This is a genomic window from Acinetobacter sp. NIOH-H-8, assembly GCF_046635365.1.
Classification (GTDB): Bacteria; Pseudomonadota; Gammaproteobacteria; order Pseudomonadales; family Moraxellaceae; genus Acinetobacter.
In genome coordinates this window covers 41,270-62,704 of sequence record NZ_JBHDVN010000017.1, presented here as the reverse complement: position 1 = coordinate 62,704, position 21,435 = coordinate 41,270, and the positions used below count along the sequence as shown (strand labels likewise).

At 36.2% G+C, this 21,435-nt stretch carries 19 protein-coding genes; 7 read left to right on the top strand and 12 right to left on the bottom strand.

Annotation, left to right across the window (positions count from 1 at the left end):
* Positions 1–128 precede the first annotated feature (128 nt).
* From ACEWB7_RS08930 to rfbB, 12 genes are all read right to left on the bottom strand, one after another.
* The gene (locus ACEWB7_RS08930; protein WP_411580648.1) at positions 129–767 is read right to left on the bottom strand and encodes a sugar transferase; all 639 of its coding nucleotides are present in this window, start codon (positions 765–767) and stop codon (positions 129–131) included.
* A gap of 843 nt (positions 768–1,610) precedes the next feature.
* Positions 1,611–2,576 carry a GNAT family N-acetyltransferase gene (locus tag ACEWB7_RS08925; RefSeq protein WP_411580645.1) on the bottom strand — a complete coding sequence of 322 codons (966 nt, stop codon included), beginning with the start codon at positions 2,574–2,576 and terminating at the stop codon, positions 1,611–1,613.
* Positions 2,577–2,648: 72 nt separating this feature from the next.
* Positions 2,649–3,803 carry a glycosyltransferase family 4 protein gene (locus tag ACEWB7_RS08920; RefSeq protein WP_411580644.1) on the bottom strand — a complete coding sequence of 385 codons (1,155 nt, stop codon included), beginning with the start codon at positions 3,801–3,803 and terminating at the stop codon, positions 2,649–2,651.
* Positions 3,800–4,669 (bottom strand): glycosyltransferase family 2 protein, encoded by an 870-nt coding sequence (locus ACEWB7_RS08915; RefSeq protein WP_180012099.1) that lies wholly within the window; start codon positions 4,667–4,669, stop codon positions 3,800–3,802. The genes ACEWB7_RS08920 and ACEWB7_RS08915 overlap by 4 nt, the downstream gene beginning before the upstream one ends.
* Positions 4,670–4,671: 2 nt before the next feature.
* Positions 4,672–5,814 (bottom strand): O-antigen ligase family protein, encoded by a 1,143-nt coding sequence (locus ACEWB7_RS08910; protein ID WP_180002623.1) that lies wholly within the window; start codon positions 5,812–5,814, stop codon positions 4,672–4,674.
* A gap of 131 nt (positions 5,815–5,945) precedes the next feature.
* Positions 5,946–6,833 (bottom strand): glycosyltransferase family 2 protein, encoded by an 888-nt coding sequence (locus tag ACEWB7_RS08905; protein ID WP_180012101.1) that lies wholly within the window; start codon positions 6,831–6,833, stop codon positions 5,946–5,948.
* 15 nt (positions 6,834–6,848) lie between these two features.
* Positions 6,849–8,093: an O-antigen translocase gene (locus ACEWB7_RS08900; RefSeq protein ID WP_180002622.1), complete on the bottom strand. Its 1,245-nt coding sequence runs from the start codon at positions 8,091–8,093 to the stop codon at positions 6,849–6,851.
* Positions 8,094–9,209: a DegT/DnrJ/EryC1/StrS family aminotransferase gene (locus ACEWB7_RS08895; RefSeq protein WP_180131029.1), complete on the bottom strand. Its 1,116-nt coding sequence runs from the start codon at positions 9,207–9,209 to the stop codon at positions 8,094–8,096. It abuts the gene before it with no gap.
* A gap of 87 nt (positions 9,210–9,296) precedes the next feature.
* Positions 9,297–10,385 (bottom strand): acyltransferase family protein, encoded by a 1,089-nt coding sequence (locus tag ACEWB7_RS08890; protein ID WP_411580643.1) that lies wholly within the window; start codon positions 10,383–10,385, stop codon positions 9,297–9,299.
* Positions 10,386–10,480: 95 nt separating this feature from the next.
* Complete coding sequence (locus tag ACEWB7_RS08885; RefSeq protein ID WP_180012109.1) at positions 10,481–10,906, bottom strand: sugar 3,4-ketoisomerase; 426 nt, start codon at positions 10,904–10,906, stop codon at positions 10,481–10,483.
* Between the two features lie 5 nt (positions 10,907–10,911).
* Positions 10,912–11,787, bottom strand: coding sequence for a glucose-1-phosphate thymidylyltransferase RfbA (gene rfbA / locus ACEWB7_RS08880; protein WP_104426847.1), 876 nt, complete (start codon positions 11,785–11,787; stop codon positions 10,912–10,914).
* Positions 11,787–12,845, bottom strand: coding sequence for a dTDP-glucose 4,6-dehydratase (rfbB, locus tag ACEWB7_RS08875; RefSeq protein WP_411580647.1), 1,059 nt, complete (start codon positions 12,843–12,845; stop codon positions 11,787–11,789). Before rfbB ends, rfbA begins: the two co-directional genes overlap by 1 nt.
* Positions 12,846–13,593: 748 nt before the next feature.
* Here rfbB and ACEWB7_RS08870 point away from each other — a divergent pair.
* From ACEWB7_RS08870 to mutY, 7 genes are all read left to right on the top strand, one after another.
* Positions 13,594–14,670 (top strand): polysaccharide biosynthesis/export family protein, encoded by a 1,077-nt coding sequence (locus ACEWB7_RS08870; RefSeq protein WP_034170758.1) that lies wholly within the window; start codon positions 13,594–13,596, stop codon positions 14,668–14,670.
* Between the two features lie 430 nt (positions 14,671–15,100).
* Positions 15,101–17,284 carry a polysaccharide biosynthesis tyrosine autokinase gene (locus ACEWB7_RS08865; RefSeq protein ID WP_411580642.1) on the top strand — a complete coding sequence of 728 codons (2,184 nt, stop codon included), beginning with the start codon at positions 15,101–15,103 and terminating at the stop codon, positions 17,282–17,284.
* Positions 17,285–17,452: 168 nt separating this feature from the next.
* Positions 17,453–18,157 carry an FKBP-type peptidyl-prolyl cis-trans isomerase gene (locus tag ACEWB7_RS08860; RefSeq protein ID WP_323713627.1) on the top strand — a complete coding sequence of 235 codons (705 nt, stop codon included), beginning with the start codon at positions 17,453–17,455 and terminating at the stop codon, positions 18,155–18,157.
* Between the two features lie 48 nt (positions 18,158–18,205).
* Positions 18,206–18,895: an FKBP-type peptidyl-prolyl cis-trans isomerase gene (locus ACEWB7_RS08855; RefSeq protein WP_005233205.1), complete on the top strand. Its 690-nt coding sequence runs from the start codon at positions 18,206–18,208 to the stop codon at positions 18,893–18,895.
* Positions 18,896–19,058: 163 nt separating this feature from the next.
* The gene (locus ACEWB7_RS08850) at positions 19,059–19,793 is read left to right on the top strand and encodes a dienelactone hydrolase family protein (RefSeq protein ID WP_411580641.1); all 735 of its coding nucleotides are present in this window, start codon (positions 19,059–19,061) and stop codon (positions 19,791–19,793) included.
* Between the two features lie 79 nt (positions 19,794–19,872).
* The gene (locus tag ACEWB7_RS08845) at positions 19,873–20,232 is read left to right on the top strand and encodes an HIT family protein (RefSeq protein WP_005233203.1); all 360 of its coding nucleotides are present in this window, start codon (positions 19,873–19,875) and stop codon (positions 20,230–20,232) included.
* 166 nt (positions 20,233–20,398) lie between these two features.
* A complete protein-coding gene (gene mutY, locus ACEWB7_RS08840) occupies positions 20,399–21,427 on the top strand; it encodes an A/G-specific adenine glycosylase (RefSeq protein ID WP_125279707.1) in 1,029 nt (342 codons plus the stop codon).
* Positions 21,428–21,435 lie beyond the last annotated feature (8 nt).

Genomic DNA, 21,435 nt, shown 5'->3' with positions numbered 1-21,435 from the left:
AATTACGCAAAATAATTCGGTACTATTAAACATCGGGACTAGAGTTTTAAGTTTTGTGTGGTAACTCAACTGATGGCTCTAGTCCTCTTATTTTTCAAGTCAATTTTTTATCCGCGATTCGGGTTAAATTATTTCACTTCTTTTGCACGTAAGTGGCTTTCAGTGACCTCCTTTCTACAAAATCGTGCAGCACCAACTTCTTGATCTGGCGCATTAATTCCTTCTTGATTAAACATCACCTTAGCTGTTTTAAACATAATTTTAAAATCTAGCCAAATGTTATTTTGCTCAACATATTGAACATCTAAGTCGAATTTTTCTTCCCAAGATAAGTTATTACGCCCACTGACTTGGGCAAGCCCTGTCATGCCGGGTTTTACCTCATGTCTTCGCATTTGTTCAGCGGTATAATGTTCTAGAAATTCTTTCATTTGAGGTCTAGGCCCAACAATACTCATATCACCTTTTAAGACATTTATAAGCTGAGGCATTTCGTCCAAGCTGGTAGAACGTAATTTTTGACCAAATGGTGTAATTCGAAATTTATCTGGTAAAGGATTACCATCCTGATCGAATGCATTTCTCATAGAGCGAAACTTAATCATTTTAAAGAGCTTTCCATTTTTACCAGGTCGTTCTTGATAGAAGAAAATTGGTGAGCCTAGATTTCTACGTACTTTATAAGCAATGATGATAAAAACTGGCAACAATATAAATATAGCAGTAAGAGAAATAATAATATCGATTAATCGCTTAGCAACTTTTATATCACTCCTAAAAAGGTCACTACTAGAATATAGATGAGGAAAAGATGTTAAGGCATTTTTTAAAATTAGATCTTTCTTCCCCCGATAATACCAGGATTTTTTTTTCTCTAGCTTAGCCACTTTATTTATCCGTGGAGAAAATTGAATGATTTGGTTCTTATACCCTTCTTTTTCTACAAGATTTTTTTTTAAGAAAATATTATCTTTTTCAATAATTAACGATTTACGTGTTGTAATAGAGCTTTTTACAAAGTTTTCGATCTTATTTTTTTCTTGTTGTAGATCCATTAATAAACACCTCACTATGTCTATCTACGCATCATATCAATTGTATTTTTATTAAAGTAGAGAGACTATTGTTAGCCAATTTCATATTTTAGTTTTTTAGAAATATTATTATTATTTTTATTAAAATATATATTTAACTAAATTTAGTTAAATTTCACCTAATAAAAAACTTAAGTTTATATTTTTTCTATAAATATTAGCCACTTATATTAAATTAAAATAAATAATTTATAATTACACTAGATCAGTTAATAATGAAAAATATTTTATTATTAAGAGAAATAATTTTTTAAAATATAGCAAATCTCACACTAAATAAAATGTGACAAAATGTAATACACAAATAATTAGTGAGCACTATATCACAATAAAATTCTATTTTAATCTGATAATTAAATATATTTCTAATTAATTATACAATCAAGATAACGTTATTTTTATTCTATTGAGACCGTCTTAAATATATAAAACCAGATAAGATAAAAAAATTTAAGAAAACTAGAAATCCACCTCTAATAATAATGAGGTGGAATAATTCAAGTTAAAATTAGGTGATCATAAATCTATACTATAATAATCATGCACAATACCACGTGCACCAAATCTTTCTTTTTGATCAATCAATCCAATGTTTAAGTATTTCCCTTCATTTTCATTAGAAGTACCGAAATCAAATATTTTGGCATTTTTCTTACTTTTTTCTATTAAATGATCAATGAGATAATCTAATACCTTTTTCTCTCTACCTTTATCATTACTAGCCAAATATTGAGTATGAACTACTCTTTCAGTTTCAAAAGTCACTGCTCCTGCCACAATATTTCCATCAAGACAACATTTATATGCTCTTATATTATTAGGGAAACGACTTTTTAATAAATCTATTTCATCTTCATTATGTACAGGTTGTTGGTTATGATGCTGATGGAGTACTTCCCGGATTACTCCCCAAACCATACTAGGCTGTTCTACTTCCTCACAGCTAACCCCATTTTTTTTGAGCTTATTGACTGATCTTCTTTTACTTTCTGAGTATGAATATTCTTCATTTAGAGCAATAGAAACACTAATATCTCGTCGGTAAAGCTTGGCATCATTTCGAAATAAAGCATACAAGTCTTCTTGAGCAGGATAATTATGATAAATAACAGGAATGCATTTATATATAATCTTATCAATATTTTTTTGTTTTAAATAAATTTTTAATAAATTAAATAATTCTAGCATGTCAGCGGCATGAATATCTCTATTAATTAAAAAACCGCCAAAAGTTAAACCTTGATGACTATAAAAAATATTATCTTTAATATTTCCAGGCAATAAGGCTACAATTTTCCCTTTTTCATTTTTAAATATCAATGAGAAATCCTCAAATCGATCAGCATGATACTCCATAAAATCACGATTAAACATAAAATGATAATTTTTACATTTTAATAAAAATTCATTCCATATTATTTTATCTGAAGTTTCATATTTATGTATTTGAAAACCTAAGTCTTCTTTCATTATAGTACCCATATCTATATCCTAGTTATTATTTTTAAATCAAATATAATTTTTCTATTTATTAAAAAAATACTATTACTTTTTTTAAAGCCCATTAATGCCCATCATTTGTAATAGTCTATGGTTTATATGATCCGCATTAAAATTCTTTCTAGCATAGAGAAATCCTTGATAGCCCATTTTATTTATTTGTTCAGGATGTTCTATAAAATAAGTCATTTTCTCTACCAATGCAGCCACATCCCATTTAGGAATTAGGAAACCTGTCAACCCATCGACTACAGTCTCATTGCAGCCTGGAACATCAGTAGTGATGACTGGACGTCCTACAGCCATTGCTTCTTGTGTACTACGGGGCACCCCCTCTCGATAATAAGACGGCAATACAAAAACCGCGCTATTACGTAGCCTTTGATCTACATCAGTCACAAAACCATTATATTCGATAATACCTGTTTGTATTAGCTGATCTAATTCAGCTTGCTTTAAGCCAGTTGGATTTTCAGGATCTAATCCACCAATAATTTTAAACACAACTTCAGGATATTTTCTTTTTACTATTCTTGCTGCTTCTATATATTCAAATATTCCCTTTTCAGCGATCAATCGAGCTATAAATATAAATGATATATTTTCCTGATTATTCCATTTTGTATAAGCATAATCTTGTAAATTAAGGCCAATCGGCCCCAAGACTTCAATCGCATTTTTTTTATGAGGCAAATTATAATGATGGACTAAATCCTTAGGATCATCATGATTTAAAAAAATAATTTTATCTAAATAAGGAAATGCAAGCCGATATAGTGCCACCTGCACAAAACGTATGAATTTAGCCTTTAAGCTTTGGCCATATTTATGAATAGTAAAAGGTGATCCTAGTCCTTCGATCATGCCATAAATATAAGGCACTTTAGTCTTATAGGCAGCTAGCGTTGCATAGATAACAGGCTTAGTTGAATATGAGAATACAATATCAGGTTGAATTTCTTTTATTTTTTTAGCCAGCTGATAAGTTGAACGTAGATCAGCCAAGGGATTCAGCCCTCCTCGACTAAGCTGATATGTCACTAAGGTGACTCCTAAATCTTGAATTTTGGCCAACCACTCATTTGTATATTCGGATACAAAGGCATAAACATGATAATTTTGTGCCAGACAAGACAAAATGAAATCTTTGCGAAAACCGTAAAGATTAGAGGCAGTCGTTCCAATGATGATAATTTTTTTAGAGATCATGGCTTTATACGCTCTATGAGTTCTAATTGTGCAGCATAAAAATTTTTATCAGAGTCAGAGACTGATGTAACTCTACGCTTATGTAGTATCTGCATTAAGTTCAAAAAATTTAGTACTTTTACAATAATTTTTTTAATTTCAAACTTTAAAACAATCTTATTTTTTTCAAGATCGGAAATAGTACTATTATAATATTTATTGATTACTCCGATCTGGGTATTATAACCACGGATCATTTTTTCTTTTTTTACATTTTCAACTTCTCTATAAAAATATAAAGGTTCCTGTAAAACGACGTAATTAAAATCATTTTTTATCGCAGCTGAAAGCCATAGTTCATAATCTTCAGCTAAGCAATTATCGACTTGGTACGGGTTTCTTTTACACCACTCCTTTCGGGCAAGTAATGAAGGATGCAGTATATTAGTAACACCTTGCAAAATTTCTTTGGGTTGCATTTGATGATTAGAATAGATTCTCTTTCCTAAAATTTCATTCTTGTCTCCAATTGAATATAAGCTGGTGACTACGACATCAATATCTGGATTTTCATTTAGTACTTTAATCTGTTTTTCAAGACGATCGACTGCCATTAAATCATCGGCATCCATACGTGCAATAAAATCATATTTTGCTTCATTAATAATCTGATTTAAGCGGTAGGGTAATCTTCTATTATGCCCATCAGCTATGATACGGATTCTCGGATCATTAAATGAGCGGGCAATCTCTAAAGATCGGTCTGTTGACCCATCATCTACCAGAATTAATTCCCAATTTTGAAAAGTTTGCGCTAATACCGATTTAATCGCATCTTCTAAATATTTTTCAGCATTAAAAAATGGTATTCCTATAGAAATATACATCGTTATTCTTCCTTATTATTATTTGAAAATAGTAAAAAAGCGGCCAATAAAAACCAAAAAATGAGTGTTCGTGCACTATAAGTTGTAAACCCATATAGCATCGGTCCCAAGAATATCAACTTGTTTGAAAATGATAATTTTTTAAATATTTGATATAAAAAGATTAAAAATAAAGAGATGCCGACGATCCCATAATAAAAAAGTATACCTAACCAGGTTGAATGAATTTCGTTCCCTTTCGGGTTATATAACCAGTGCGCACCTTGGCCAGCACCAAAAATTAAATATTGAGGATATTCAAGGAAGTTAAAAAGACCTCGTCCTTCTGCCTGGCTGTCTTTTTGATCCAGGCCTTCGACAAAACGCAGAACCACACTATCAAAAGCCCCTAAATGATATAAAAAGTAACTGAGGGTACTAAAAATGACTAATATGCCAAAAAATACAAATATTCTTTTATTCAGATCCCCTTTTTGACTAAATATAAATCCTAAAGTCAGCATTAAGAAGCCAATTGAAGCAGACCTTGACATGGTCAATAGAATTAAGAATAAAGCTAAAAAATAAACGATTATCTTTTTTAAATTACTTTCAGAAATATATAAAAAGATAGCACAGGTAGTTAAAACCCAAAATGCCATCTGATTGGGATCATTAAAAAGACCATTGTATCGTGGTTCAAAATTGTAACGACCTAATCCACTTGCCCAGATTGCAATTTCTATTACATAGGAAAATGGAATAAGAAACAGTATTTTTTCATAAAAAAAGTTAACTTGAGAGGAACTCAAATTCATTAATAATAAAAAAAACAACAAGTTAAAGATCCAGTAAATGGTAGAAACCATATAACTGGGATCTAGAACGATCAAATACCAAGCAAAATTTACACAAACTGTATATGCGACAAAGATTAAGGCTACACTTGAGTATTCGATGGTTATTTTTGAGCTACGGCTGAATAATAAAAATATAGCCGCCATAATAAAAAGGTGACTAAATTGTGGAACCCCACTAGACCAAAAATAAAACTGAGATAAGAAAAATGACAGCAAGATAAAGTATATAACCACTTTATCTTTTAAATTAATATCATCTAAAAAAATAATATTATTTTTTGAATTACTTTCATTTAAAATAATCATTATCCATTCCTTTTATTATTATCTAATGCCTAGAATCAGCAAAAGAAATGATTAATATTTTTATATTACTAACTAAATTATTTTATTAAACATAGTTAAAATATAATTATTTATATAAAATTTTTTAATTATTAAAAATCTTTTTTTATTAAGAGCCAATAAAAAAATCTAAAAAAATCATATGTTAAAATTTCTGTAGGATATTCTTTTAAAATTTTTATCATCTTTTCTAATGATTTCTTTTTAGATAATAGCCCTAATTCAAATGCATTAATCCACAAAGCTCTCTTTTTTGCCTTATTAAATAAAATATGATTCTGATATTCACTTAGAATCATCATTCTTGAATCGTGCATAAGAGTCGTTTGCTTATGCATATTATTGTCATGCAACCTATATTTTGCAAAAAGCACAGGAAGATAGCATAACTCCCCTGCTTGCGCTAAAAGCAGCCACATATACCAGTCTTCTATTTGTACTTCTGCATTGTAGCCACCTATTTTTTTTAAAGCTTGAGTACGAATAAGTTGTGTAGTAGCGGGCAAATCATGTTCTAACAATAAAATCTGGTCGAAGGTATAACTTTTTCTTTTTTTAACTCTATTTTTCACAAGATTAGAATCATTATCAATAATTGATACTCCTCCAAATACAGCTATACAGTTCTTATTCTGGCTTAGAAATTTGGTTTGTATTTTTATTTTATCTTTTAAGATTATATCATCAGAAGCAAGGGAGGAAAAATATTCCCCCTGTGCCCATTCTAATGCTTCATTTAGAGTTGCGCTTAAGCCCTTATTTGGACGATGTCTAAACTCAAATCGGGTAAACCGTTTTTCACATAATGGAATTAATTCTTGTATTTTTTCTACTGAAGCATCTGTAGATCCATCATCAATAATAATTAACTCAATATTCTGATAAGACTGGTCAATGACACTCTTGATGCTATCACGTATAAACCTTTCATGATTATAACTTGGTATAACTATAGAGACTAAGGGTTGTTCACTTATCATCATATTATTCCCTCTTTATTTTAATTGTTTAAATATAAATAAACTGATTACGATCCAATACAGCCCATAATTTATGAGATGGGCAATAGAAACACCTTCGAAACCAAATACTTGAGTACATATATAAGTTAAAGCAATGAGTGACACTGTAAATATAATCTCTGTACAAATATAGAGTTTAGTCATTGCTTTGCTGAGCATTAAATAAGCCAGTATCCAGCTTCCTATCTTCAAGGCATCTCCCATCATTTGCCAAAGAAATAAATCCTGCATAGGGGCAAAAGATGGACTAAATAATAATTTGATAATCCAATCACGTAGTATGAAAACACAAATTCCACCTACAACAGCAAGTGGAAAAATAAACTTATAGCCTAAATAGACCTCTTTCTTAATTTCATCAATTGCATTGAGTTCTGATAAGCGCGGCAAGTAATACACACCTAATGTAGTGGTTACAAGCAAAAGATATACTGTGCTTAGACGGATCATCGCCTCCCAATAGCCCGCATAAGCCAGGCTAAATTCTTGGGTTAAGTAAGCCCGAATTAACATTTGCGATAGCGGCACACAGATCGCACTGACTAATGCCATGAGAATAAATGAGGCAAATTTTTTGGTAATTCCTAGGTCTATTTTTCCTAATAGTGAAGAAAACTCAAACCAGTCTGCTCTATGACAGAGTATTAATGTCACTATAAATGCAATCGATTGATAAATGGATAATGCAATTAAAGCCCCATATAACTGCAGCTTGATTGCCAAAACCCCAGTGATCACAAGTGCAAATAAACTACCGGCAATATTTGCAAGCACCAGCTTTAAAATTTCTTTTTTCCCATTCAATATGGCTAAAAATAGCGTATTAAAATTGAAAAATATTAAAAAAATAGCAAACCATATAAAAATCGTTTGGTACTTAAGTGATTGAAATATATATAATGCCAGCTGCTTTTGAAAAATAAGTATGAGAATCGCAAAAACGAAACTAAATAGAAAAACAATACTTCCTGCTGTTTTCCAGACTGCTCGTTGTTTAGTCTCATCTTCATGATATTCAGCCGTATATTTAACTACAGCGGTATTAATGGCACTGCCAGCGAAAGTCGTCACCATTTGAATAAAATTCTGGAATTGGCCAATCGCTGCATATCCGGTAGGTCCTAGATATACAGCCAGAATTTTATTCAGTACAAACATGGTGATGGTCTTAATCAAAACGGCTACACCATTCAGTACACTGGTCCTAAATAGATTCATCTATGCCTGAAAACCATTACATAACTGAACAACCTGCTTTGCTTCATCCATAGATAAAGTTGGTCCAATCGGTAAGCTTAGGACCTCCGCATGAATCTGTTCTGAAACTGGAAAACTTAAGCCATTCCATTCCTGATAAGCCTGCTGCTGATGAGGTGGAATTGGATAATGAATGAGTGTCTGTACTCCGTTTTCTGCTAAATATTGTTGTAATTTTTCCCGATATTTTGTTCTGATCACAAATAAATGCCAGACATGTTGAGCATAAGTCTCGGTATCTATATTTTTGCATGGGAGCTCAATTGCGGGATTATGAATTTCTTTTAAATACAGATCTGCAATATGCCGACGATGCTGATTCTCCTGATCTAAAAATTTAAGTTTCACATTCAGGATTGCAGCCTGAATTTCATCAAGACGACTATTTACACCCGGTACCAGATTTTTATATTTTTCATGTGAACCATAATTACGTATAGCTTTAAGCATCTGCGCTAACTCAGCATCGTTGGTGGTAATTGCTCCTCCATCACCGAGTGCGCCTAAGTTTTTACCAGGATAAAAACTGAAACCTGCAGCATTGCCCCAATTTCCTGCTTTTTGACCATTTATTTCAGCACCATGACTTTGGGCTGAATCTTCTAAAACCAGCAAGTTATATTTTTTGGCAATGGTCATAATTTCTGGCATTGCAGCGAGCTGTCCATATAAATGCACAGGCAAAATTACCTTTGTTTTTGGAGTTATGGCTGTCTCAATTTTCTTGGTATCAATATTAAAAGTCGTTATATCCGGTTCAACCAGTACCGGTTTCAGATTATTCTGTGAAATTGCTAAGATACTTGCAATATAGGTATTTGACGGGACAATGACCTCATCTCCTTCATTGAGTTTTCCTAATTCTTTCCATGCGCGTAGCGTTAAAATAAGCGCATCCAAGCCATTAGCAACACCTATGGCATATCGTGTTCCACAATAATTTGCAAAATTATGCTCAAATTCTTCTAATTCTTTGCCACAGATATACCAACCAGAGTCAATTACCTGAGTGCAAGCTGCAATCAGTTGATCACGGTATTGAGTATTTATCGCTTTCAGATCAAGAAAAGGAATCATTTTTATCAATCTCATATAAAAATTTATATTTATTTTTTAATCTCATATTAATTAAAATTAATATACCTATAGTATTTAAATATAATCCTATTTATTTAGTTCGTAACCTTTAGATTTAAATCTTGGCTCCAATAAAAATTGTTTTACTTTCTTATTTAATGGTTTTTCAATAAACCTATACATTAAAAAGCTAGCGATTAGAGTGACAATAAATATAAAAAAGGAAAACAGCATTAAGTCCATATTCAATGAAAATATTTTTCTTATATAATTTAAAATTTGTATTTCCAAAACATGCAGCAAGTAAAAAGAAAAACTGATTTCCCCTGCTAACACCATGTATTTATTTGACAAAAACTGGGTAATTATACTTTTTTTCTGAATAACATGAGACAGTGCAAAAATTAAAATAATTGCTGCCATAGGCAACCAATAGTAAATTGAATACCTGTAACTTATATCTATTTTATTATGAAATACAAAGAATAAAATAAAAAGTAAAATAGCTCCTAATTCAAATATAACTACAGGTTGCTTAATTTTGGAATAGCCCACTTTTAATTTTTCAAAAATATCAAACAGGATAATACCCAACAAAAAGTCAGAAAAACGCACATATGGTGAAATATATAACCAATAGTGATCCTGATTTTTATCAAGCTGAATATTTAGAATCAAAATACCTATAAGATAGAATATAAAAATATAACTTCTGATTTTTTCAGAAATCAAAAATGCAAATGGAAACAGCAGGTAGAAGAACATTTCATCCGAGATGCTCCAGGAAGGAGAATTCAATGAGAAATGGATCTCTTCTGAAGTAAAAAAGCTTTGTATCAGAAAAACATGCTGTATTAAATATTCCCAACCCTTGCCAGACTGAGCAAAAGTTAATAAAAATACCAGTGCTGTTGTGGCAATATGTACGGGATATATTCTGGCTAAACGAGAAATATAAAATTCTCTTTTTGAAATATTTCCGATTAAAAACTTTTCTTTATAATTGTAGGCTAAGATAAATCCACTCAAAATGAAGAAAAAGCTGACCCCTAAAAAGCCTTCGTCAAAAATACTATTAAAAATATTGGCATAATTGGTTTCTTTTAGAAAAGCCAAATGACTCAGAAAAACAAAAAGTGCGAAAAACATACGCAATGATGTAAGCGGCTTAATCACGTCATATATCTCCTTAATATTTATTATTATTTTTACAATTCTATCTTCTGAAGCTTCTTCTTTTGCAAGGCCTTCATTCTAATGAATTAATTTTATTATTTAGTGATCTGCTCAATCAAAGTCTGATCTACTTCTTTTAGGAACTGGTCGTAATTACGAATGTAATCACTTTCATCATAGTAATCACTTGCCAGTACCAATAGGATGCAATCTTCTGAAAAATCATGCATCTCATGCCAAACCATAGGTGGGATCAATAATCCCTTATTAGATTGAGCAATTAAAACTTCCTGTTTTTCTCTGCCATTATCCATCAGCATTTTACAGCTACCTTGAATTCCAAAAGCAATCTGTCGAAGTTGCTTGTGTGCATGGAATCCGCGTGGAACATCAGGTTGAGCACCAGCAATATAATAAAGTCGCTGTATACTGAAGGGTATATTCCGATTGGCTTCTGCGACGACCAGACTGCCGCGGTGATCTCCCAGGTTAGGTAATTCAATCCACTTAATTAAGTTCATGCTCATTACCCCACCAAAGAAATCAGATATTGACCGTAGCCATTCTTATGCATGGTATGACCAATCGCTAAAACTTGCTCTTTACTCAACCAGCCATTGTTCAAGGCGATTTCTTCTAGACAAGCAACTTTATAACCTTGACGTCTTTCGAGGGTTTCAACAAATTGAGCCGCTTCAAGCAAACTACCCTGGGTACCTGTATCTAACCAGGCAAATCCACGTCCCAGAAGTTCAACATTTAGGTCACCACGTTCCAGATAAGCCTGGTTAATTGAGGTAATTTCCAGCTCACCCCGTTCTGAGGGTTTGACCTGTTTGGCAATCTGGATGACATCATTGTCATAAAAATATAAACCTGTCACCGCAAAGTTAGATTTTGGATTTTGGGGCTTTTCTTCGATTGAGATTACCCGTTGCTGTTCATCGAACTCTACGACACCAAAGCGTTCAGGATCTTTCACCTGATAGCCAAATACTGTTGCACCTTTTTGTCGTGCTGCGGCCTGACGTAACATCGGTGTAAAACCTTGGCCATAAAAAATATTATCGCCTAGTACCAGACATACATTGCTTTGACCGATAAATTTTTCACCCAGGATAAAGGCTTGTGCCAGACCATCAGGACGAGGCTGGATCGCATAACTCAGCTCCATGCCAAATTGCGAACCATCCCCTAATAAGCGCTTAAACCCCTCAATATCTTCTGGTGTACTAATCACTAGGACTTCACGAATACCAGCCAACATTAATACAGATAAGGGGTAATAAACCATTGGTTTATCATAAATCGGAAGTAACTGTTTTGAGATTCCTTTGGTAATAGGATGCAAACGTGTACCTGAGCCACCTGCCAAGATAATCCCTTTTGTTGTTCTTAACATTATACTGCCTCCCCTAAACGTTCACGCTGATAAGAACCATCCTGAACACGCTGACACCATTCCAGATTATTCAGATACCATTGCACCGTTTTCCGGATACCTGTTTCAAAGGACTCTTGTGGCTTCCAGCCTAGTTCGCGCTCGATTTTTGAAGCATCAATCGCATAACGCAAATCATGCCCTGGCCGATCGTTAACAAAAGTGATGAGACTTTCATAAATTTTTCCCTCCGGACAGGGTTTGAGCTCATCCAGAATTTTACAAATGGTTTTAACTACTTCAATATTCTGTTTTTCATTATGCCCCCCGATATTGTAGTTTTCCCCCACGATGCCTTCGGTGGCAACCTGATATAAAGCGCGCGCATGATCTTCTACGAAAAGCCAGTCCCGGATCTGTTGACCATTGCCATAAACTGGCAATGGCTTACCATCCAGGGCATTTAAGATCATTAAAGGAATCAATTTTTCAGGAAAGTGATAAGGACCATAATTATTTGAACAGTTCGTGATTACGACTGGCAAACCGTAGGTTCTATGCCAGGCCCGAACCAAATGATCCGAACTGGCTTTACTCGCTGAATAAGGTGAGCTTGGTAAATAAGGCGTAGTTTCAGTAAATAAGTCTGTTGTACCTTCTAAGTCTCCATATACTTCATCCGTTGAAATATGATGGAACTTGAATTTAGACTTTTTAATCGTAGATAGATTTTGCCAATACTTTCGGGCTACTTCTAATAAGGTGTAAGTTCCCACAATGTTTGTATTAATAAATTCTGCCGGACCATCAATCGAACGGTCCACATGAGACTCTGCAGCCAGATGCATAACGATATCTGGCTGAAACTCTAAAAATAATCGGGTTAAAGATACATGGTCGCAAATATCAGTTTGCGCAAATTGATAACGGGGATGATCCGATACAGAAATAAGTGACTCCAGATTACCTGCATAAGTTAACTTATCAACATTTAATACATGATGTTCAGTCTCGTTAATGAGATGCCGAATGACGGCAGATCCAATAAAACCGGCCCCACCGGTTACCAATATATTCATCACCATTTTGATTATCCTTTAATATTTTTTATTTTACTTTTCACAAATTATTTTTAATGTATTGGTGCCGTCTAGGCACGTCTGTTTTTATTGATTTGTCTATAAGATATATTAATTTTATTACACAAACTACCCATAGAACAGCTAATCATCAAATGTAGTTACATTTTGCAAATCCGGATAATGTTTTTTAAACTTAGTCCATCTTATATAGGCTCCAAGTTTTTTAGATAATTTTCCACTAATATTAATTTAACAATCATCAAAACTAATTAAATATTATTTTAATTAACAACACATTATTTTGATTACTATAAAGATAAAGCATTTTAAATTCTATTAAAATATAATTGAATATTAAGAAAAATCAATGATCTAAAAAACCTCTAGATTAGATAAAAATTATATGAAAATACTTTTCTATTTTAATTTTAGGGCTTAATTCCTTCTATCAGTGAAGAACAGGACTTATTTAAAAAATAACAATTGGAAACAATTAATATTCTAATGCTAACTTAAGCAATTCACTATATCTCTACAGCTTATTTAATCACGGTTTCACGTCCATTTTCGTCAATCTTACAGTTAAATTTCAGCTCAAACTTGTTAAATTGACTTAAGAATAGCTATAGACAAGGTATGTGATCTATTATATTTTTTAGACGTTAATCACATAAACCGAATTCAAAAAAATTAATAATTATTAATAAATACCAATTCTGAACATATAAAAATAAAGGGGTTTCAAGTGAACTATAGACACCTTTTAGGTACTTTTACCTTAAGCCTATCTCTGGTTGGATGTGCAGCAACATCCGGCTTTCAAACGTATGATTTACCGACAGAAGGAATCTATCAAACTGAACTGGGAACTCCAGTCAATCTGGTGAAACTGACTCAGGATACATTACCTGTAGTACAGTCTGCGCAAACGCATAATCTCAGTCATTATGCTCCTCTATTTCAGACTGAGGTGCAGGATTACCGCTTGAATCCAGGAGATATTTTATCTTTCCAGCTATGGGCTTATCCCGAAATTAGTGCCGTTCCTACAGCAAGTGACAATAACAATGGTTATCAGATTGACCGGAATGGTTATATCCAGTTTCCATTCATCAATCGTTATAAAGCAGCCGGAAAAACCCTTCCACAAGTGAATCAGGAAGTACGACGTCTGTTAATTCCTTATTTGAATAATCCAGATGTGGTCGTGAGAGTAATTTCCTATCAGGGACAGCGTTATTCAGTAGTGGGGAATGTAAAATCAGCTGGACAATTTTATCTGACTGATCAGCCGGTAAGTGTGTATACGGCGCTGGGCCTAGCCGGTGGGATTAATGAACAAGGTGATTCCACTTCAATCCAGCTCGTACGCCAAGGTGTGACCTATGATCTGAACACAATTGCTTTGGAAAAAGCGGGTTATTCCTTACACAAGCTACTGATTCAACCCAATGACACCCTGTATATCAGTCCTCGGGAAAACCAGAAAATCTATGTCATGGGTGAAGCCGGCACCAATAAACCATTACCCATTCGTGATCAGGGCATGACGCTCGCTGATGTACTGGGTGAAAGCGAAGGTATTAATCCATATTCTGCCAATCCGAGTCGAATTTATGTCTTGCGTGGCAATTCTGACAACAAGATGACTGAAATCTATCACTTAAGTCTAAAAAATCTGGGAGATTTTGGTCTGGCTAAACAGTTCAAGATGAATAGTAACGATATTGTCTATGTTGATGCTACTGGTCTGACCCGTTGGGAACGCGTAGTGAGCCAGATTCTTCCATTTTCATATGTCGCTGGTTCAGCTATACGATAGGTGAAAGTATGAAAATTAAAAATCTTTTAGCAATCTGTTTTGGACATGTTAATCATCAATTAGTGAATAAACATTTATTTATAAGATCTATCCGTACTTTCAGATTAAATCTATAAGGCTGGATCAACTAAATAATGACTGTTAGTACTAATAAAAACACTATTTTTAATTCCTCCATGGACTTCACCTGTAACTCCATGGTGCCCGAAAACCAGATATGAAACAGATTAGATGAAAGACAACATTATTCTGATCAGAATCAGAATGTCTGGTCTTTAGCGGACTCGACATACCCAGAGAGGATAAAAAACAGAATATTGAGAATCCTTTCTCGCAGGGCAGCAAGTCATTGATGCAGTCTTTTTTGAGTTAATTCAAAATGGCATCAGCGACTGGAAAAATCACTTTTAAACTTTTAGATAGTAAAATTATGAACAAAAATAACAATACCGATAATATGATTGACCTAAAAGGGGTGTTCTTTTCCCTGCTCGCGCAATGGAAGCTCATCCTGCTATGTGGTTTGCTCAGCCTGATTGTAGTGCTGCTTTACATACGTACCGCAGCAATTAACTATAAGGTTGATGCAATCGTCCAGGTCGAAGAAAGTAGAGGCTCATCAGCTGCTTTACTTGGTAGCCTATCCAGCATTGTGAGTCAGATGTCTTCATCCAATGCCGAGATTGAGGTTTTAAAATCACGTACGATTCTCGAATCCGTAATTGACCGTTTAAATCTGGATCTGCATATTGCCAGCACTGAAGACTCTTTTATTAACCGTTTGATTCAAGGCAGAACTTCTCAAACTGAATATCAGACCGAAACCGTACGCTTTAAGGATGGTCAAAAAAGTTTTGATATCCGTCAGTTTGACGTCCCTGTATCCTATCTGGATAAAAATCTGCTGCTGAAATTTCAACAACAGAGCTTTAGCCTGATCAATCCACTGACCGAAGAAATCGTCTTTCAAGGCGCACTAAACCAGCCGGTTGAGGCTAAAGCTGCACAGGGCGACTGGAAAATTGCCATCTTTACTCAAGATAATCTTGATAACAGTTATCAGGTGAAAAAGCTCTCATTGCCTGCAGCGATCGATTCTATTCTTGCCAATTATACGATTACAGAAAAAGGTGATCTGAGCGGCGTTTTGCAACTTCGCTATCAGGGTCAAGATAAACAGCACATCACTAAAGTCCTGAATACGATTTTAGCAGTTTACAGCCAGCATAATATTACACGCCGTTCGACAGACACTGCACGAACACTGGCTTTCCTGGATGAACAATTGCCGGATTTAAGAAAACAGCTTGATGATGCAGAGTTTGCCTTCAATCGCTTCCGCCAAAAATATAATACTGTTGATATCACCAGAGAATCGGAATTATATTTAAATCAGAGCGTGAATTTAGAATCACAAAGAGCCCTACTTGAACAGCGACAGGCGGAAATAGGTGCCAAGTATGCAGCTGCCCATCCAGCCATGCGTGAAATTACCGCCCAACTTCGCGTAGTGAATGGCAAGATTCGTGAATTGAATTCAACACTTAAAAATATTCCAGAGATTCAACGCCAATATTTACAACTGTCTCGTGACGTTGAAGTGAAACAGCAACTGTACACCAATCTGGTAAATTCTTATCAGCAACTGCGTGTTGCTAAAGCAGGTGAAAGCGGTAATGTTCATATTATTGATACCGCACTTGAACCAGTTGACCAGATTCAACAGAAACAGCCTCTGATTTTATTTTTAACCTTCTGTTTTGGTATTTTTCTGGGCATCTTGGTGGCGTTGTTCCGTAATATGCTACGTTCTGGTGTGAAAGATAGCAGTCAGATCGAATACCAGCTGGATCTTCCAGTCTATGCCAATATCGCGCACTCTACTGTTCAGAAGCCCGGCCTGAAATTACTGAAAAAGAAAAAAATGCCTTTCTTATTGGCACTGAAACACAGTGATGATATGGCAGTTGAAAGCTTAAGAAGCATTCGTACAGCAAGCCATTTTGCCCTGACCCAGGCCAAAAACAATATTATGATGATTTCAGGGCCAGCACCAAAAGTTGGAAAATCTTTTGTTGCCAGCAATCTGGCCGTCATCATGGCCGAGAAAAATAAGCGTGTACTGATCATTGATGCAGATTTACGCCGTGGTCATATACACAAATATTTTAATCTGGATAACCAGTATGGATTAACTGAATATCTCAATGAACACGTGTCTTTGGATAAAGTGGTACAAACCACCAATGTGCCAAACTTAAATGTCATTAGCTGTGGTGAAAATGCAACTAATCCAGCTGAGCTTCTGAATTCAGAACGCTTCCAGGAGTTGTTGCAAAAACTGATTCCACACTATGACCATATTATTATTGATACTCCACCGGTACTGGCTGTTACGGATGCGATCATTGTTTCCCGATACGTCGGACTTAATCTGGTTGTAGCACGCTATGCAAAAACCCAGATGAAGGAACTGGCACTTACAGTAAACCGCTTTAAACAGGCTGGCAGTACTGTCAATGGTCTGATCCTGAACGATATCCAGCGTTCAGCCGGTGGCAGCTATAGCTATGATTATACATATAGTTATAAACCGAAAGCCAAAACCAGCTAATCTGATAGCTCCCAAAAAAAACCAGCAATCATTGCTGGTTTTTTCTTTTTTGTACCGTACCAAATGCAGGGATTCACTTGCTAAAAAACCACCCGTTCTACAAGATTTCTTAAAATTTTCTGCTAAGATGGACTGAACCTCAACGATAACATTAGATTGGACAAATACATGAGTAAGGCCTTACCGATTGCCGTCGCTGTTCTTTTAGGCGGTGCCGCGCTAGTACCTGTTTACTATGCAACTCAAAACCCTGCTACTCAAACTACAAAAGCATCTAAAGATGCCTCTGCTGTCTCTAAAATCAGCTATGCACTCGGTTATGAAGTGGCGCATCAGACTCCTCCTGAGCTGGACATTAACAGTTTTGTGACCGGTGTACGTGAAGGACATGCGCGTTCTGCACCTGCCTACACTGAAGAAGAATTACAGGCAGCTTATGAGCAGTTCCAGAAAGAAATGCAGCAAAAGCAGCTTGATAGCGCAAAACAGGCTCAAGCTTCAAGTGATACTTTCCTGACCGAAAATGCGAAAAAATCCGGTATTAAAACAACTGCTTCCGGTTTACAGTACCAAGTCACGAAAGAAGGTACAGGTAAACAGCCAAAAGCCTCTTCAATTGTGAAAGTACATTACACCGGTAAGCTGGTAGATGGCACTGTATTTGACAGTTCAGTAGAACGCGGTGAACCGATCGAGTTTCCTTTAAATCAGGTCATTCCAGGCTGGACTGAAGGTCTGCAGCTGATGAAAGAAGGCGGTAAAGCAACTCTATATATTCCGTCAAATCTGGGTTATGGTGAACAGGGCGTTCCTGGTACGATTCCTCCGCATAGCACTTTGATTTTTGATGTGGAATTAATCGAAGTAAAATAATACAAATAGGGAGAGCGACCAGCTCTCCTTTATTTTTGAGAATTGATAATGAAAATACAAATCAGTTTAATGGTTTTGCTGCTCAGTTCAGGCAGCCTTTTTGCTAAAGAGATCAATAATACAAGTAGTGAAGCTGAGAAGATTGGTTACAGCTTTGGTTATCTGATGGGTCGCAGTAATGCAGACACTTTAAAGGATCTTGATTTAGATGCATTTAGCCAGGGCTTAAAGACAGCCGCTGCTGGACAAAAATCCAGTTTAAGCGATGAAGAAATGACCCAAGTGCTGACTCAGTATAAACGTCAAAGTGATGCCAAAGAACTGATTGTGCTGAAACAGAAAGCTGAAGAAAATGCCAAAGCTGGCAAAGCATTCTTGCAGGAAAATGCGAAAAAGCCAGGCGTTAAAACTACCAAATCTGGTCTGCAATACCTGGTACTGAAAGAAGGTAAAGGGAAATCACCAAGTGCTAATAGTAATGTCCGTGTGCATTATGAAGGTCGCCTGATTGATGGTACCGTTTTTGACAGTTCGATTGCCCGCCAGCAGCCAGTCGATTTCCGTACCACCCAAGTGATTACTGGCTGGACAGAAGGCTTACAGCTCATGAAAGTCGGTGCTAAATACCGCTTCTTTATCCCCGCTGATCTGGCCTATGGACAGATTGGTTCGGGAGATATCATTGAACCAAATAGTACCCTGATTTTTGATATCGAATTACTGGAAATTATTAAATAAAAATTCCTTTAATTGTAAAAGTTAAAAAGAGAGGCAAATTATTTGCCTCTCTTTTTTTGTACTGATGAGAAACGAATTAGTTGGAGCTTTTCATGTATATTCATAGCAGTTTTGCTATTTTATAGTTTAATCAAAATATTCAACAACAATAGAGGACTTCAGCATGGCAGCAATCAAGACCCGCGAAATTCAATATACTGCGCAGGATGGCAGCACTTTGATTGGTTATTTTGCCGCACCGGAAACTGATGCACCTGTAGCCGGTGTTATCGTGGCACCCGAATGGTGGGGCCGCAATGACTATACTGAACAGCGTGCCCGTGAACTGGCGGAACATGGGTATGCCGCGCTGGCAATTGATATGTATGGTGATAAGAAAGTAACCACCAGCTCTGATCAGGCCTATCAATGGATGATGCAGACTTTCGAAGATCCGGACACTATCGTGAACCGTGCGAAAGCTGCTTTAGATACTTTGGCGGCACAGGATGAAGTCAATCCGGAAAAACTGGCGGCAATTGGTTTCTGTTACGGCGGTAAAGTGGCTCTGGATCTGGCTCGCTCAAATGCGCCTTTAAAAGCTGTGGCTACTTTCCATGCCAACCTGTCTCCTAAAGCACCTGCACAAGAAGGCCAGGTACAGGCAGAAATTCTGGTTCTACATGGTGAAAAGGACAGTATGGTGAGCCTGGATGATGTCGCCAGCTTTAAAGAAGAAATGCAGGCGGCTAAGGTCGAGCATAATATAATTGTATTTGAAAATGCCAAGCATGGATTTAGCAACCCGCTTGCGGATGAGCGCGCCAAGGCCAATGGTGTCGATCTGGGCTACAATGCTGAAGCAGAGAAACAAAGCTTGGCTGCCATGTATGAATTACTGGCACGACGACTCGCTTGATAACAGATAAATTGATCCGGCTCATGATCGAGCTGGGTCATACATGAAAAAAATAAATTCAATGAAAGGAGCCAATATCATGACTGAAAATAACTGCCCGTACTGTAATTTTGACGAATACGATATTCTGGCTAAAAATGATTTTGCTGTCGTGTTACCTGAACCCAACTCCCTGTCCAAAGGACATTATGTAGTTACTCCATTACGTCATGTGGCGTCATTTTTTGAAATCACAGATAAAGAACGTAAGAGCATGATGTCCTTACTTGAACAGGCTCGTAATGAATTGCAATTACGCTATCAGCCTTCCGGTTTTCATGTCGGGTTTAATGATGGCGAAGTATTTCAGGAAAAATCAGAACATTTACACATTCATATTATCCCACGTTATGAAGGCAAGGTATTAAAGCTGGATGCACGCTGGGGCATTGAAGAATAAGAATTTAAATTTTTTTCCCGAGTGAATGCTTTTCGAAGTGTTCACTTGTCCCTTCCATTTATTCATTTTTACTCTTTTTCAGTCTTGCTGTTTTAGCAGACTTTTCATCTTTTAGCTGGGTCTCTTCAGTTATACTAGGCCTCGTTTTCCAGTTTGTTCTATCTTCATGTTTGTATTTTCAGATGCCCTTTTAGAATGGTTTGATGTGCATGGCCGTCATGATTTGCCGTGGCAAGTGGCTGATGATCCCTATAAGGTCTGGGTCTCTGAAATCATGCTACAGCAGACTCAGGTCAAAACCGTGCTGCAATATTTTGAGCGGTTTATTCAACGTTTTCCGACAGTACAGGACTTAGGTACAGCTTCTTGGGATGAAGTCGCACCCTATTGGGCTGGGCTGGGCTATTATGCTCGTGCCCGCAATTTGCATAAGGCAGCCGGTATTGTAGCAAGGCAGGGGCATTTCCCGACGAGCCTAGAAGAATGGATCGCCCTGCCCGGCATTGGCCGCTCAACCGCGGGAGCCTTAATGTCTTTGGGTTTACGTCAGTACGGCGTGATCATGGATGGTAATGTCAAACGGGTGCTGGCACGATTTTTTGCGATCGAAGATGATCTGTCTAAACCGGTTCATGAACGTGCCTTGTGGGAGCTTGCTGAACAGCTTTGCCCAGTTGAACGGAATCATGACTATACCCAGGCGATTATGGATCTCGGTGCGACCGTCTGTACTCCGAAAAAGCCTTTATGCCTGTATTGTCCAATGCAGCAACATTGCAAGGCACATCAACAGGGTCTGGAAAATGAATTGCCCTTTAAAAAAGCCAAAAAGCCGGTACCGGTCAAAGCAGCTCAAGTGCTGTTGATCCAGTCAGGTGATGAATGGCTATGGCAGCAACGTCCTAATAGTGGTCTTTGGGGCGGGCTTTGGTGTCTGCCAATTATTGAAGACACTCATACATTTGAACAACTGTGCCAGCAACTGGGTCTGAAAAATCTCGTACAAAAGATCCAGATCAGCCACAGTTTCACCCATTTTACCTGGCAGCTTGAAGCCATGGTTTTTGCAGTCGATGCAGATCAGCAGGAACATCTGGCGATTGAGTTACAAGGCTTCTGGATGAACCCGGAAACTGCAGTCAATGCAGGTATTCCAACCGCCATGAAAAAATTGATTTCTACCGTAAATTTATGACATAGTCT

What these genes read in the sequence shown, in the direction of transcription:
- ACEWB7_RS08845 (WP_005233203.1), top strand. Translation starts at nt 19,873, where the DNA reads ATGACTGAAAATAACTGCCCGTACTGTAATTTTGACGAATACGATATT.
- ACEWB7_RS08905 (WP_180012101.1), bottom strand. Translation starts at nt 6,833, where the DNA reads ATGATAAGTGAACAACCCTTAGTCTCTATAGTTATACCAAGTTATAAT.
- ACEWB7_RS08885 (WP_180012109.1), bottom strand. Translation starts at nt 10,906, where the DNA reads ATGAACTTAATTAAGTGGATTGAATTACCTAACCTGGGAGATCACCGC.
- ACEWB7_RS08895 (WP_180131029.1), bottom strand. Translation starts at nt 9,209, where the DNA reads ATGATTCCTTTTCTTGATCTGAAAGCGATAAATACTCAATACCGTGAT.
- ACEWB7_RS08900 (WP_180002622.1), bottom strand. Translation starts at nt 8,093, where the DNA reads ATGAATCTATTTAGGACCAGTGTACTGAATGGTGTAGCCGTTTTGATT.
- ACEWB7_RS08855 (WP_005233205.1), top strand. Translation starts at nt 18,206, where the DNA reads ATGAAAATACAAATCAGTTTAATGGTTTTGCTGCTCAGTTCAGGCAGC.
- rfbB (WP_411580647.1), bottom strand. Translation starts at nt 12,845, where the DNA reads ATGAATATATTGGTAACCGGTGGGGCCGGTTTTATTGGATCTGCCGTC.
- ACEWB7_RS08915 (WP_180012099.1), bottom strand. Translation starts at nt 4,669, where the DNA reads ATGTATATTTCTATAGGAATACCATTTTTTAATGCTGAAAAATATTTA.
- rfbA (WP_104426847.1), bottom strand. Translation starts at nt 11,787, where the DNA reads ATGTTAAGAACAACAAAAGGGATTATCTTGGCAGGTGGCTCAGGTACA.
- ACEWB7_RS08920 (WP_411580644.1), bottom strand. Translation starts at nt 3,803, where the DNA reads ATGATCTCTAAAAAAATTATCATCATTGGAACGACTGCCTCTAATCTT.
- ACEWB7_RS08865 (WP_411580642.1), top strand. Translation starts at nt 15,101, where the DNA reads ATGAACAAAAATAACAATACCGATAATATGATTGACCTAAAAGGGGTG.
- ACEWB7_RS08850 (WP_411580641.1), top strand. Translation starts at nt 19,059, where the DNA reads ATGGCAGCAATCAAGACCCGCGAAATTCAATATACTGCGCAGGATGGC.
- mutY (WP_125279707.1), top strand. Translation starts at nt 20,399, where the DNA reads ATGTTTGTATTTTCAGATGCCCTTTTAGAATGGTTTGATGTGCATGGC.
- ACEWB7_RS08910 (WP_180002623.1), bottom strand. Translation starts at nt 5,814, where the DNA reads ATGATTATTTTAAATGAAAGTAATTCAAAAAATAATATTATTTTTTTA.
- ACEWB7_RS08860 (WP_323713627.1), top strand. Translation starts at nt 17,453, where the DNA reads ATGAGTAAGGCCTTACCGATTGCCGTCGCTGTTCTTTTAGGCGGTGCC.
- ACEWB7_RS08925 (WP_411580645.1), bottom strand. Translation starts at nt 2,576, where the DNA reads ATGGGTACTATAATGAAAGAAGACTTAGGTTTTCAAATACATAAATAT.